13 protein-coding genes and 5 tRNA genes are annotated in these 12,506 nt (G+C 35.7%); 6 read left to right on the forward strand and 12 right to left on the reverse strand.

Going from position 1 to position 12,506, the window contains the following annotated elements; all coding sequences use genetic code 11:
- Positions 1-5: 5 nt before the first annotated feature.
- From B9O19_RS08990 to B9O19_RS09000, 3 genes are read left to right on the forward strand one after another with little or no spacing between them, the layout of a single operon-like run.
- Positions 6-287: a hypothetical protein gene (locus B9O19_RS08990; protein WP_102366104.1), complete on the forward strand. Its 282-nt coding sequence runs from the start codon at positions 6-8 to the stop codon at positions 285-287.
- 15 nt (positions 288-302) lie between these two features.
- Positions 303-551, forward strand: coding sequence for a phage holin (locus B9O19_RS08995; RefSeq protein ID WP_102366105.1), 249 nt, complete (start codon positions 303-305; stop codon positions 549-551).
- Between the two features lies 1 nt (position 552).
- Positions 553-1,413 (forward strand): N-acetylmuramoyl-L-alanine amidase family protein, encoded by an 861-nt coding sequence (locus B9O19_RS09000; RefSeq protein WP_102366106.1) that lies wholly within the window; start codon positions 553-555, stop codon positions 1,411-1,413.
- A gap of 83 nt (positions 1,414-1,496) precedes the next feature.
- Here B9O19_RS09000 and B9O19_RS11735 read toward each other — a convergent pair whose 3' ends face one another.
- The 12 genes from B9O19_RS11735 to B9O19_RS09055 all read right to left on the reverse strand — a co-directional run bounded on the left by B9O19_RS11735 (position 1,497) and on the right by B9O19_RS09055 (position 7,148).
- Positions 1,497-1,658 carry a hypothetical protein gene (locus tag B9O19_RS11735; RefSeq protein WP_158648968.1) on the reverse strand — a complete coding sequence of 54 codons (162 nt, stop codon included), beginning with the start codon at positions 1,656-1,658 and terminating at the stop codon, positions 1,497-1,499.
- Between the two features lie 119 nt (positions 1,659-1,777).
- Entirely contained in the window at positions 1,778-1,966 is a 189-nt protein-coding gene (locus B9O19_RS12295; RefSeq protein ID WP_281254326.1) for a helix-turn-helix domain-containing protein, read from the reverse strand.
- Between the two features lie 551 nt (positions 1,967-2,517).
- A complete protein-coding gene (locus B9O19_RS09010) occupies positions 2,518-3,447 on the reverse strand; it encodes a hypothetical protein (protein ID WP_102366108.1) in 930 nt (309 codons plus the stop codon).
- A gap of 126 nt (positions 3,448-3,573) precedes the next feature.
- On the reverse strand, positions 3,574-4,677 hold the full coding sequence (locus B9O19_RS09015; RefSeq protein WP_102366109.1) for a leucine-rich repeat domain-containing protein: 1,104 nt from the start codon (positions 4,675-4,677) through the stop codon (positions 3,574-3,576).
- 25 nt (positions 4,678-4,702) lie between these two features.
- A complete protein-coding gene (locus B9O19_RS09020; protein WP_102366110.1) occupies positions 4,703-5,488 on the reverse strand; it encodes a leucine-rich repeat domain-containing protein in 786 nt (261 codons plus the stop codon).
- A gap of 18 nt (positions 5,489-5,506) precedes the next feature.
- A complete protein-coding gene (locus B9O19_RS09025; RefSeq protein ID WP_179947304.1) occupies positions 5,507-5,944 on the reverse strand; it encodes a hypothetical protein in 438 nt (145 codons plus the stop codon).
- A gap of 45 nt (positions 5,945-5,989) precedes the next feature.
- Positions 5,990-6,208, reverse strand: coding sequence for a hypothetical protein (locus B9O19_RS09030; protein WP_102366111.1), 219 nt, complete (start codon positions 6,206-6,208; stop codon positions 5,990-5,992).
- A gap of 478 nt (positions 6,209-6,686) precedes the next feature.
- A tRNA-Lys gene (locus B9O19_RS09035) sits at positions 6,687-6,762 on the reverse strand.
- A gap of 16 nt (positions 6,763-6,778) precedes the next feature.
- A tRNA-Gln gene (locus tag B9O19_RS09040) sits at positions 6,779-6,853 on the reverse strand.
- A 5-nt stretch (positions 6,854-6,858) separates the two neighbouring features.
- Positions 6,859-6,935, reverse strand: a tRNA-His gene (locus tag B9O19_RS09045).
- Positions 6,936-6,953: 18 nt separating this feature from the next.
- Positions 6,954-7,030 (reverse strand) — tRNA-Arg (locus B9O19_RS09050).
- 44 nt (positions 7,031-7,074) lie between these two features.
- Positions 7,075-7,148, reverse strand: a tRNA-Gly gene (locus B9O19_RS09055).
- Positions 7,149-7,847: 699 nt separating this feature from the next.
- On the opposite strand from B9O19_RS09055, the gene murJ reads away from it, so the two are divergent.
- The 3 genes from murJ (at position 7,848) to B9O19_RS09070 (ending at position 12,482) form a co-directional block, all read left to right on the forward strand.
- Positions 7,848-9,422, forward strand: a complete 1,575-nt coding sequence (gene murJ, locus B9O19_RS09060) for a murein biosynthesis integral membrane protein MurJ (protein WP_102366112.1) — start codon at positions 7,848-7,850, stop codon at positions 9,420-9,422.
- 61 nt (positions 9,423-9,483) lie between these two features.
- Positions 9,484-11,382: an O-antigen ligase family protein gene (locus tag B9O19_RS09065; protein ID WP_158648969.1), complete on the forward strand. Its 1,899-nt coding sequence runs from the start codon at positions 9,484-9,486 to the stop codon at positions 11,380-11,382.
- Positions 11,379-12,482: a glycosyltransferase family 4 protein gene (locus B9O19_RS09070; protein ID WP_102366114.1), complete on the forward strand. Its 1,104-nt coding sequence runs from the start codon at positions 11,379-11,381 to the stop codon at positions 12,480-12,482. The genes B9O19_RS09065 and B9O19_RS09070 overlap by 4 nt, the downstream gene beginning before the upstream one ends.
- Positions 12,483-12,506: the final 24 nt, after the last annotated feature.

The following is a 12,506-nucleotide window of genomic DNA, read 5'->3' on the forward strand; positions in this document are numbered from 1 at the left end:
AGAACATGGACGAAAATGAAGCGGCAATCAGAGAGCGGCTGACGGCGGTTGAATCCTCCGTTAAGTCTGCTCACCACAGGATAGACAACATTGAGGAGCTGACCCAATCGGTTAAATCTTTGGCAGTTGAAACAAAATATCTAAAAGAAGATATTTCCGATGTTAAAGAAAAAATAGACGTTATAGCCGGACGACCGTCACAGATTCTAACGGTTATAATTACAGCACTAATAACGGCGACTATAAGCGGATTTGTAGGGTTCGCAATTACAAATTTATTAAAATAAAGGAGGTAAAAGAACATGAGTAATAACATAACAGCCGGAACAATAGCAAGAACCATAGTATTATTGCTGGCACTGGCAAATCAGGTATTAGCGATGAGCGGTAAGCAGGTGCTTAATATAGCGGACGATGATATATATCAGATTGTCAGTATAATATTTACAGTTAGTGCGTCTGCTGTAGCGTGGTGGAAGAATAACAGTTTTTCGCAGGCGGCTATAAAAGCAGACGAATATAAAGAAAATATAAAAGAAAGGAATAATTAAAATGGCAAAGATATACATAGACCCAGGGCACAACCCAACCGGAAACGATACGGGAGCCGTAGGTTACGGACTAAAAGAACAAGACGTATCTGTGCAAATTGGAGTATTACTTAGAAATATGCTGATTAACAGCGGACAAACGGTAAAAATGAGCCGTGAAAATATAACTGATACGGTAGCGCATGAGTTAAACGCCAGTCTTGCAGGTAGGTACAACGCCGCCAATAGCTGGAACGCCGATATATTTGTCTCAATTCATTGCAATGCGGCAAATACAAAAGCGTATGGCTGTGAGACATATTACTGTACAGGCAGTACTCAGGGCAGGGCGTTAGCTGAGTGCGTACAGCCGCATATGGCCGCGGAGACGGAAAGGTATAACAGAGGTGTCAAATCCGCTAATTTTGCGGTTATAAGACACACGAACATGCCTGCTATACTGGTAGAAACTGCATTTATAGACAATTATGACGATAACAGATTTTTAGCAAGTGAGGACGGAAAATATAAATGTGCGGTTGCGATATATAAAGGTATATGCGACTATTTAGGAATAGAATATAAATTGGAAAGCGAGGACGAACTAATGAGCAGAGAATATGAAGAATTAAAGGCAGAAAACGACCGTCAGAATGACATAATTAACCAAATGGGAACAGAACTTGAAGAATTGAGAAACACTGCAAAATCTGTAATTTATGATTACGTGGACGACAATATGCCGGAATGGGCTAGACCGACAATACAAAAGTTGGTTGACAAGGGATTTTTAAAAGGTGATGAAGAGGGCAAGCTGGGGCTTACTTATGACTTGATGAGAATGTTAATAATTAACGACCGCGCCGGGGTTTATGGGAAGTAATTAAACGAAAAATAGGGCGAGGCTTTTAATAGCTCCGCCCTATTTTTCAATTAGATAAATATTACCATAAAAAATTTAATTTTTTATTTATTACAAATTAATAATGTTTTGTAAACATTAAGCGAACCAACATAATATCCTTCACAATCATATACTTCCCCGAAACCGTTATGTTTTACTTTTATCGTTACTTCCTGTTCTTTGCCGAAAACTTTCATTGTTGTTTTAAATATTTTATTATACATTTCAATATCTCCTTAAGATTTATTTATTTCTTTATCTTACTTATATTATAGCACGCGATGCGTGCAATGTCAATGTTTTATTTTGAAAATATTGCACAAATTAAAGCTTCATTTTTTGTCTACTTTTTATCTTCGCTTTTGTATCTTAGTAACTTTTCAATTATTAAACGTTCGACATAGTCAGGAGGGGTTCTTTTCCCGAGCTCCCAATCTTGCCATGTGCGATGAGGAACGCCAATATATTTTTCAGCTTCTACTTGTGATAGCCCTACTTTTTTTCGGGTCTCCTTTATATTTATTATAATCACTCCTTTTTGTCTTTTAATGAATTATTATTTCTTATTTCTTAAAATTATTTCTATGATAGTAAATGTCAGTGTTATTGCTGACATAATTATAATAATATAGTCTATAATTTTAATATTTTTAAAATTAGTATCAGAAATGAATAATATCATTAAAATAACAGTAAAAATACTTTGTAAATTGTTCTTTAAAAACTTGACCATATTGTTTTTGTGTGATAAAATTTAGTAAGGATGAGGGAGCCTTTAGCTCCCAAATCCTTTTGAAAAAGTATTACTTTTTCTTTTCGAGGTAGTCAATAATCTTTATCATGCTATAAATTCCAGCGAGGATTGAAGCTAAGATTTTGGCTACCTTCTCAATTATATCCCACAATTTTTTACCTCCTTTCTTTTGGTATGTCTATATTATAGCACGCAATGCGTGTAATGTCAATGTTTTATTTTGAAAATACTGCACAAAAATATCGCATTTATTTTATGTAAATTGAACAAAATAAATGTGAGACATGATATACATGTCTCACTAACTAATTATTTTTTTAATATACATATTATTGGCTATAATCATATATTTTTTGTAATGCTTTGCGGTTTTCTTCAAAATAATTTTCCGTAATTGTATCCTTTCCATTTATGAATAATATATTGTTATTTATAAATTCATGTAATATATTACTATTTATAAATCTATGTCCAAAAACATCGCTGTCAAGGTGTTTTAATACTATATCACCTATTGTTTTATCCGAATGGTATTTTGCATAACTTTCGCAAAATATTTCAAGACTTGAAATTGATTGCACATTATCCGGACTATTAAAATCGCATAATTGAAATATAAATATCTTTTGGTCAAGTCTTATTTTCGGATTATATTTTTTATCTAGTGTTTTATATGGAATAGATAATTTTTTTAGAATTATTTTTACAAAATTATCTAATGAGTTTTCGTAGGATTTGTCTATATAATCCCAATATTTTAATTCCGTTTCTATTTTTGGAATTAATTCTTTTTCTATAATATTTTGGTCTACCATAAATATTATAGATTCTGATTTACATGGTTCTTCAAAATCCCATTCAAAATTGTCAAAATCTTCTAAATATTTATTAATCTGTAGAAAAAACTCATTATCCACAGGCTTATTGTCAATTGTGCAATTAGCGCCAGCTGAACAATTGCTTCCGAATGTACAGTTTTTATTAAATGTGTTATTATTGCCAAAGGTACAATGGCAACCGAATATTGAGCCACTACCAAAGTTATTATCTGAGCAAAAAAAACAATAATTTTTGAATTTATAACCCGAAAAGTCATTACCGTCCCCGAAAGCACAGCCGTCTTCAAAAACATATATAGCGTCTTGGGGTAGAATCTCTTTTTTAAACTTGATACTGCTGTAATCACCCTTGGGACATTCAATAATACCATATTCGTTTTTTTCTAATTTTTTAATATCTTCTATTGTATATTTTTTCATTTAAAGTTTCCTTTCAATAAAATTAATTATGTTATTATTATACAATATTACATTAGTTATGTCGATAGTTTTTTAAAATATTATAAAAAAGGGGTAGCATAAAACTACCCCTATACTATATTGAAATTAATCAAAACAATTAAAACAATCATAACAATAATATGGTAATTTGTCAGTGTTGATTTTAATGTTGTCGGGAACGGATACATTTTTAAGATTTTTACAACCAGCGAAAACACGATTTTTAATCTCTGTTTCGCTATTATAAATCTTTAATGTTTTTAATCCGGTGCAATCCGCAAAAGCGGCGAATCCAATTGTGATAACGCTATCAGGAATTATTATGCTTTCTAATCTTTTACAAAACCAAAAAGCATATTCTCCAATTTCGGTAATATTATTAGGAATTATTATTGTTTGTAAATTATAACAATTTTTAAAAGCATAATCCCCAATCCGTTCCGTTTCGTTTGACATGGTTACACTAGTCAGACTAGTACAATCACTAAAAGCGGAAGATTCTATTGAGATTACACTATGTGGAATAACTATACTAGTCAGACTAATACAGCCACTAAATGTACAGTGTTCTATCACTGTTACGTTGGGAATTTTTATACTTTTGAGATTTGTACAATCTTGAAAAGCATAATCCCCAATCCATGTTACTTTTTTTGGTATGTTTATCGTTTCTAGACTTTCACAATTTTCAAAAGCACCACGCCCTATGTATTCTATACAATCAGGTATAGTTATGTTTTTTAAGCTTGTACATTCTCGAAATGTACCGCCTGATATATAATTAAGACTATCAGGGAGTATTACATTAACAAGATTCTCACAACCTCTAAACGCTTCACCGCCTATCAAGGCTAATCCCTCAGGCAACGTAATTTTCTTTAGATTTTCGCAATCTTTGAAAGAACGATACCCAATTGTGATTATACTATCAGGAAGTACTATGCTTTCTAGACTTTCACAAAATTGAAAAGCATAATCTCCAATTTCTTCTAAGTTTTCTGAAAGTTTAATGCTTTTTAAATTATAACAAGTTTCAAATGCACAATCTCCTATTTTGATAACGCTATCAGGAATTGTTATGCTTTCTAAACTTGTGCGAACCCAAAAAGCATGATTCTTAATTTCGGTAACATTATCTGGAATATCAAATGTTCCATTTATTATATCCTCATCGTCTACTTCAATTAAAATATTGTTTTCTATTTTCATTATAAATCCTCCTTTTAATTTTTATTTACATCTTCAAAGCTTCGTTCCATGAAATACGTCTTACCAATTTAATAGTATTAGTGACATATATATCATCAATTAACTCCTTTTCAATAATATCACCCGGTTCAACCTCAAATAAAGCAATATTACTTAAATTGCCATGCCAATAATTAAATACATCGTATAGATTTTTAACATAATGATATCCTCTTCTAAAACATTTTATATTATCAATAATAGGCATTTGTCTGCCTATGTCGTACTCCGTATCACGATATGAATAAGTTATTTTATTTTCATCGCATATAATATCACATGCTTTGAAATTTCCTTTTTTTATTAGGTTTTCACAATGAACAAATGCGCTGTCACCTATGCGTTTTATGCTATCTGGGATATTTATTGAACTTAAATTTTCACAATTAGAAAACGCACATGCTCCAATTTCTGTAACACCGTTAGGAATAATTAGTGATTGCAAATTTGTGCAACCGTCGAACGTTAAATCACCGATTCGTTTCACACTATTAGGAATATTTATATATTCTAAATCTGTGCAATGTCGGAATGTCCAGTTATCTATATATGTGATCCCATCAGGTATGTGTACTGATTTTAAAAAGTTGCATTCTGCAAATGCGCCGCTCCAAATATATTTAACGTTATTAGGAATGTCAATAGATGTTAAATTTTTGCGACCTTCAAACGCATCACTGCCTATCTCTGTAACATTGTCAGGAATTATTACTGTTCCGTTTTCTATATCTTCATAAAAAACTTTTTTTAAAATATTGTTTTCTATTATCATGTTTTTGCTCCTTTAAATTTATTTTTTATTTTTTTCTAAAAGTGATAATAAATCCGATATAATATCACCATAGTTTTTCCCGGTTCTTGCTTTTATATCGTCCAACTTGGACGATGTGGATTTACTTAAACGTATGGATTTTATTATTTCTGATTCATCGTTCTCCCCAAAAATTGATTCATATTCCTCAGCTGTCAATTTTTGAGAAGCAAAGGTTTTAGCGTTTTCGTAACTTATCGGAAGTATAGTTTCTCCGCCAGTCCACTCATTAGACATAACACATACTGCATATTTCGTGTTAGCGCCTCCGTAGCAATGCAGAAAAAACTCACCTGTTCTCTTCCGATAAAGAGTTTCAGATATATGGTTTATATTTCCAGGTTCTAGATACCAATAGGTACCTATTTTTTTGGCTTTTTCTGTATCATATTTTTTAGAATTAATTATTTTTTTCATTTTTTAACCTCCTAGCGTAAGGGTGGCTATAAGCCACCCGTTAATTTAAATAGAATAAACATTAGTTGGAGCTTCCCAATCACAAGCCCAACCTTCATCATCTCCGTCTTCTGGGCTATAATTATCTAATATGTTCCAGACAACAATATATTTGTTTCCATTTTCATCAATAGCAGCAGCTTCATAATATTTGTTTTCATTAGTTCCTGCTATATATGCTTCTTGCGTTAGTGTGTATTCCTTGTTTTTAAAAATTACTTTCATTTTTATTTCTCCTTTATATTTTTATTCTGTTCTCTCTTGTTTACAAATACATTATACTATATAGTTGTAAACAAGTCAATACTTTTATTTGAAAATACTGCACAAAAAACAAACATGTATTTTGTATATTTTTAACAAATGTTTGTTATAAACTATTATAAAGCGAAAATGGAGCCAAAGTTAAATGGCTCCATATTTTTTATTTTGTGTTATTATATATTAATATAATGAAAGTCTTTTTTAATATTCATATTATTTTCCCCCCAAAAATTAATAATTAAGATATATAAAATATAGCATATTAATCTAATTATGTCTACCCGATTTTAAAGAGTAAATAAATTTATTTTATATTCTAAACATAAAAAAGAGACACGCATTATACGTGTCTCAGGAACTAATTATTTTTTAACATACATATTATTTGACAAAATAATCTAGTATCAATAAAAAATAATTGTTCGAATGTTAATTGATTTGGTGACCCATCGGAGATTCGAACTCCGGACACCTTGATTAAAAGTCAAGTGCTCTGCCAACTGAGCTAATGAGTCATATTTAGTTTTTTAATGGCTGGGCCGGCAGGATTCGAACCTACGAATGCAGCAGTCAAAGTGCTGTGTCTTACCGCTTGACGACGGCCCAGTATTTGGGGTGGGTAAAGGGAATTGAACCCTTGACCTCTAGAGCCACAATCTAGCGCTCTAGCCAACTGAGCTATACCCACCATATTTAAATAAAAAGCTGGCGCGCCTGAAGGGACTTGAACCCCTGGCCCACTGCTTAGAAGGCAGTTGCTCTATCCAGCTGAGCTACAGGCGCATAAAATTGTTATAACCGCTTGATTGTGGAAGCGGTTATAAAGGTGGAGCGGGTGATGGGAATCGAACCCACGCAATCAGCTTGGAAGGCTGAGATTCTACCATTGAACTACACCCGCGTTCAATTTTTGCGACTTTGATATTATATCAACTATATAATAATTTGTCAAGAAAAATTTTCAAAAAATTTTATTTTTTTTATAAATTAACATTATAAACAATTTGGGTGTAGAAAATAAAATGTTGTTTGTGCAATTACTATAACTTTTGACGACTTTTTTATGGGTTTCTTTAAAGAATTTTGATTACAGTTTGTAATTGTAATACAGTTTCTTATATTTTCTGTTTAATACATTCTGATAAAATTCGAATTTAACCTACTATTGAAATCTCATTTTAGTCTAGTCGGATTTTAAACTTTTAATACTTCATTATACTAAAAAAATTGAAATAATTAAAACAGGCTTAAAATAAAAAAATGTATTAAAAGTTTTTCTTTTTGTTATAAAGCTTTAAAATAATAACAATATAATAATCAATAAAGCTCATAATATCAAACTTAATGTTTTTGTTATTGATTTGTTTTATAAATGATAACAATTAAAAATTTAGTCTCTCTTTAAAATACTTCAATAAAACAAATCAGCAAAATAAAAACAGTATAATCTCAGTAAATAGAAGCATAACGTATTTATAGTATGTGTTTTTGTGATGGGTTATATTGACTTTGAGGCAATTCTGGTATATAATGTATGACGGTAGACTGATTTAGGTCTACTGTTTATATTTTAGTATTAATTTGAATTGGAGAATTTTATATGACGAAGAGCGAAAGCGGCGGAAAGGCAGTTAAGTCAATCAGTATTATGGCGGTGCTTATACTTCTTGCAAAATTTATGGGTCTGTTCAGAGAGATGCTTATTGCCGGGATTTATGGTCAGGGCTATGCTTCCGATGTTATCAACAGCGCGACCCAAATTCCGCTTTTATTTTTTGATATGGTGCTGGGCGTGGCAATTTTATCCACCTTTGTTCCGATTTATAACAAAAATTTAGAAAAGGTGGGAAAATCCGGCGCTGACGCTTTTGCTAATAATTTTATCACTATAGTGGGGGCTGTTGCAGTTCTTGCCGCAATTTTGGGGTCGGTATTTGCCCAGCCTATAGTTAAAATGATGGTGCCCGGCTATGCTGAAGTCCCGGGTAAGGTTGAAGAAACTGCCAGATTGCTTCGTGTCCTTTTTCCGTCTATAGCTTTCACTGCTATTGCCTATGTGGTTGTCGGAATTTTGCAGTCGCATGGTGAGTTCACTATTCCGTCCTTGATAAGCGTTGTATCAAACGGTGTTATGATAGCATATCTGCTTATATTTGGGGACAAGCTGGGGCTTATGGGCGTGGCTGTATCAATGCTGGCGGCGTGGGCTCTTCAATTGTTTTTCCAAATTCCATGGCTGATTAAGACCGGATATAGGTATAAACCTCGGTGGAATATTAAAGATGGGAGCATGAAAGAGGTAGCGCTTTTGGCGCTTCCGGTTCTTATAAGCTCCTGGGTTCAGCCGCTTTGCAACGTTATAAATATGTCGTTTGGTTCAAGTCTCGGAAACGGCGCTGTGTCCGCTCTAAACTGGGCAAACAAGATATATATTATAATGGTTGGAGTGTTTGCTTACGCGATAACGAATTTTATTTTTCCTAAGTTATCAAGGCTTAACGCTGATGACAATAATGAAGCCTTTGCGTCAACAACAAGAACGTCGGTCGGCTGGATAGTTTTTATAATCACTATAGTATCAGCCTTGTTTCTTGCACTTTCAAGCCCTATCATTAAAGTCGTATTTGAGCGCGGAGCGTTTACCGCTGAATCTACCGGTATAACTGCGTCTGCACTATTCTTTTACTCATTCGGAATGGTCGGTTACTCTATATGCGAGGTTTTGAATAAGAGCTTTTACGCCATTCAGGACGGAAAGACGCCAATGTTCACATCAATTTTTGGGGTTGTAGTCAATATCGGGTGCGCCGCTTTATTTGTTCTAGTTTTTGATATAGGAATAGAAGGGCTGGCCCTGGCTAGCGCTATAAGCTCAACGGCAATCGCCGCAGCATTGCTTATAATGATAAACAAGAGGCGTGAAGGCGTGATAACAGGCACTTTTATGCTGAACCTGCTGAAAACTTTCATCTGCGGTGTGCTCGCGTTTATAACAGCCAAATATGTATTCCTTGCTGTCGACGGCGTATTGGGAACGGGTATGGTAATGACTTTAGTTAAACTGTGTGTTGCTTCACTGCCTGCATGTGTTGTATATTTTGGCTTGGCTCGGATTCTTAAAGTGACGGAGATGATGATAGGAATGAAGTTTATTTTTGGAAGAAAACATGATTAGAGGGATTTGTTTTAATAAAAATACTTTATAAAGAAAGGAATGGTAATAGGACATGAATGAAATGGGATATTTTCAATCCTTTTGGTTGTTCATTTGGGGTTACATAAAGCAGAGCTTTGTTTATAAAATCCTCCGTAAAGTGTACGACGGTATTTCGGGCGCTTGGAAAAGAAGCAGAATAACCAACTTTTTTCGTAACCAGCATTTTTCTTCGGATGTTTTAGGGAACGGTGCTGCGGCAAGGATTTTGAGGTCTCCGTTTACGTTTTTCGCTTGGCTTCAAAGAAAGTATTGTGAAAAACTGAAAAATAAGATAGAGACAAGCTGTATAGTAAGAGCCTGCGACTGTTATCTAAAGAATATTTTGGCGCTTAATACCAGATTCATCGGTATTTTACTGGTCGGAATAACACTGGGAGCCGTTGTTCCTGCGATAGCAGGAGGAGAGCAGACAAATCTGCTGGTATATGCACTGCTGATATTAGGAGCTGTTTTGTCTGTCGCCAATGCTAATTTAACCGAGTTCCTGTCGGGTTCCTGGATAATGAGAATAATTGAGCATCTCAGCGGAATTGATTTTAAGTATGACATTTTTGAAAAGGACGTTACAAAGTCAAACGGACGTTTGTGGCTTGCAGCCGTGATTGGATTTGCCGCCGGAGTTGCAGGGGGATTTACAAGCCCGCTTAATACAATAGTTATACTTGGAGGCTTGTTTGTTGTCTTTCTCATTCTCAGGTCGGTTCAGGCCGGAGTTTATCTGACTGTATTTCTTGCGCCGCTCATGCCTACTATGGCTATAGTTGGTCTTGTGGGACTTTGTCTGTTCTCAGTTCTTGTTAAGGCTGTGTCAGACCGAAACTTTAAATGGCGTTTTGAAGGCGTAGGCTTTTTGATGCTTGGGTTCCTGGCTGTATATTTGTTTGCCAGCCTGAATTCTTTTGCTGTGATTAACAGTTTGAGTATTTTTGGAATTTATCTGTTGTTTATGGCGTTTTATTTTGTTGTTATAAACACTGTTAAGACCAGGAAACAGTTGTTTGACGTGCTGACAGTGTTTGCTGTGTCAGGCGCCTTGGTCTGCCTTTATGGCGTTGCCCAGTATATTTTCGGCTGGGATACGTCTGCCGCATGGGTTGATGAGGAAATGTTCAGCGATATAAAAATGAGAGTTTATTCAACTCTTGAAAACCCGAATGTTTTGGGTGAGTATATCCTTTTGGTTCTGCCGGTCTGCATAGGCTTAGTTTGGCAGAAGCCGAAAAAACTTGCTAAGCTGGTATATATAGCCATGGCAGGCATTATGTTTGCAACTCTGATATTAACGTTCTCGCGCGGATGCTGGATTGGTTTCATGATAACCGCAGGTCTGTTCGTTACGTTTGTATGCGGAAAGATTTGGGGATTGGCGCTGATAGCTTTGCCGTTCCTGCCTATGGTTTTGCCGGAAAGTATTATTAACAGAATTGCCAGCGTAGGAGATATGAAAGATTCGTCAACCTCGTATAGAGTATATATTTGGTATGGCTCGCTGGCAATGGTAAAAGATTTTTGGGCTTCGGGCATAGGCCCCGGAACTCAGGCGTTCAAGTCGGTATATCCGTTCTATTCATACAGCGGTATCGTTGCTCCTCACTCACATAATATGTTCCTGCAGATTTTAGTCGAGTCAGGTATAGTGGGGATAGGCGTTTTCTTAACCACTATTGTTATGTTCTTTAAGAAGCTGATTAACGGTTATCAGTCAACATCCGGCAAAGGCAGTAAGCTGGGCGCAATGATTGTAGCAATCGGCGCAGGAGTTGCCGGGTTCTGTGTTCAGGGAATGTTTGATAACTGCTTCTATAATTACCGCGTATTCTTAATATTTTGGATAGTGCTCGCTCTTGGTATCGCCGCCGTGTATATCGCTAAAGGCGAAAAAGAGGAATCAGCAGTAAAGGCGGTGGAGGAAGAGTGATAAAAGTGGTAGAGGTGTCCTCTGACTCGAATATCGGGGGAGCGGGAAAGTGTATAATAACTTTTCTCAAATATTTTGACAGAAAGCAGTTTGACGTTTCTGTTGTCCTGCCTAAGAACTCACTGCTGAAGCCGGAGGCGGAAGCTTTGGGGGTTAAGGTTTATGAAATGGACAACCTGGCCGAAAAATCGCTGGATATGAAGGCTATTGGAAGCCTGAAAAAATTGTTTAAGGAAATAAAGCCTGATATTGTGCATACTCACGCAAGCATGTCCGCCAGGATAGCGGCCAAACAGTGCCGTATAAAAACAGTCTATACCAGGCACAGCGTGTTTGAGCCGTCAAGGAAAATTTCTCAGGGCCCCGGCAAAGCGGTAAACGGCTGGATTAATAATCATACCGCGGACAGGATAATAGCTGTTGCCGAGGCGGCAAAGGATAATCTGACCGCCACGGGCGTCAGCGCTGATAAAATAGACGTTGTATTAAACGGCGTTGAAGCGTTGAAGCCGGCGGCGGATATACAAAAAGTCAGGTCGGGATTTGGGATTGAGCCGGATGAAAAAGCGGTTGCGATTGTTGCGAGACTGACCGAGGTCAAGGGGCACAGATATTTTATTGAAGCCGCAAAGATTTTGAAAAAGCGCGGAGTTAAAGCAAAATTTCTTATAGCCGGTACAGGAGATACAGCTGAGGCGCTGAAACGTCAGATTAAAAACGAGGGCTTGATTGGAACTGTCAAGATGCTGGGATTTTTAAATGATGTTGAGCCTTTGATGAACGCTATGGATATTCAGGCTAATTGTTCATTCGGTACAGAAGCTACCAGTCTTTCACTGCTCCAGGGAATGAGTTTGGGAAAGCCGGCGGTTGTTACTGATTTCGGCGGTAATCCCGGTGTTATACGGGATGGTGAAAACGGGTTTATGGTTCCTATAAAGGACCCTGCCGCTATGGCTGACACTTTGCATAAGCTGATGACGGACGAGAGTTTGTATGAAAGTATGAGCAAGAGAAGTTTAGAGATATATAACGAGTGTTTTACCGCCGAGGTGAACACCAAAAGGATTGAAGATATCTATTTGAAATTGCTTAATTAAACGGTATAAAATTAACTATTATAT

Origin of the sequence: Monoglobus pectinilyticus (genome assembly GCF_002874775.1) — a bacterium.
Classification (GTDB): domain Bacteria; phylum Bacillota; class Clostridia; order Monoglobales; family Monoglobaceae; genus Monoglobus; species Monoglobus pectinilyticus.

What these genes read in the sequence shown, in the direction of transcription:
- B9O19_RS09065 (WP_158648969.1), top strand. Translation starts at nt 9,484, where the DNA reads ATGGGATATTTTCAATCCTTTTGGTTGTTCATTTGGGGTTACATAAAG.
- B9O19_RS09025 (WP_179947304.1), bottom strand. Translation starts at nt 5,944, where the DNA reads ATGAAAAAAATAATTAATTCTAAAAAATATGATACAGAAAAAGCCAAA.
- B9O19_RS11735 (WP_158648968.1), bottom strand. Translation starts at nt 1,658, where the DNA reads ATGTATAATAAAATATTTAAAACAACAATGAAAGTTTTCGGCAAAGAA.
- B9O19_RS09000 (WP_102366106.1), top strand. Translation starts at nt 553, where the DNA reads ATGGCAAAGATATACATAGACCCAGGGCACAACCCAACCGGAAACGAT.
- B9O19_RS09030 (WP_102366111.1), bottom strand. Translation starts at nt 6,208, where the DNA reads ATGAAAGTAATTTTTAAAAACAAGGAATACACACTAACGCAAGAAGCA.
- murJ (WP_102366112.1), top strand. Translation starts at nt 7,848, where the DNA reads ATGACGAAGAGCGAAAGCGGCGGAAAGGCAGTTAAGTCAATCAGTATT.
- B9O19_RS09015 (WP_102366109.1), bottom strand. Translation starts at nt 4,677, where the DNA reads ATGAAAATAGAAAACAATATTTTAATTGAAGTAGACGATGAGGATATA.
- B9O19_RS09010 (WP_102366108.1), bottom strand. Translation starts at nt 3,447, where the DNA reads ATGAAAAAATATACAATAGAAGATATTAAAAAATTAGAAAAAAACGAA.
- B9O19_RS08995 (WP_102366105.1), top strand. Translation starts at nt 303, where the DNA reads ATGAGTAATAACATAACAGCCGGAACAATAGCAAGAACCATAGTATTA.
- B9O19_RS08990 (WP_102366104.1), top strand. Translation starts at nt 6, where the DNA reads ATGGACGAAAATGAAGCGGCAATCAGAGAGCGGCTGACGGCGGTTGAA.
- B9O19_RS09020 (WP_102366110.1), bottom strand. Translation starts at nt 5,488, where the DNA reads ATGATAATAGAAAACAATATTTTAAAAAAAGTTTTTTATGAAGATATA.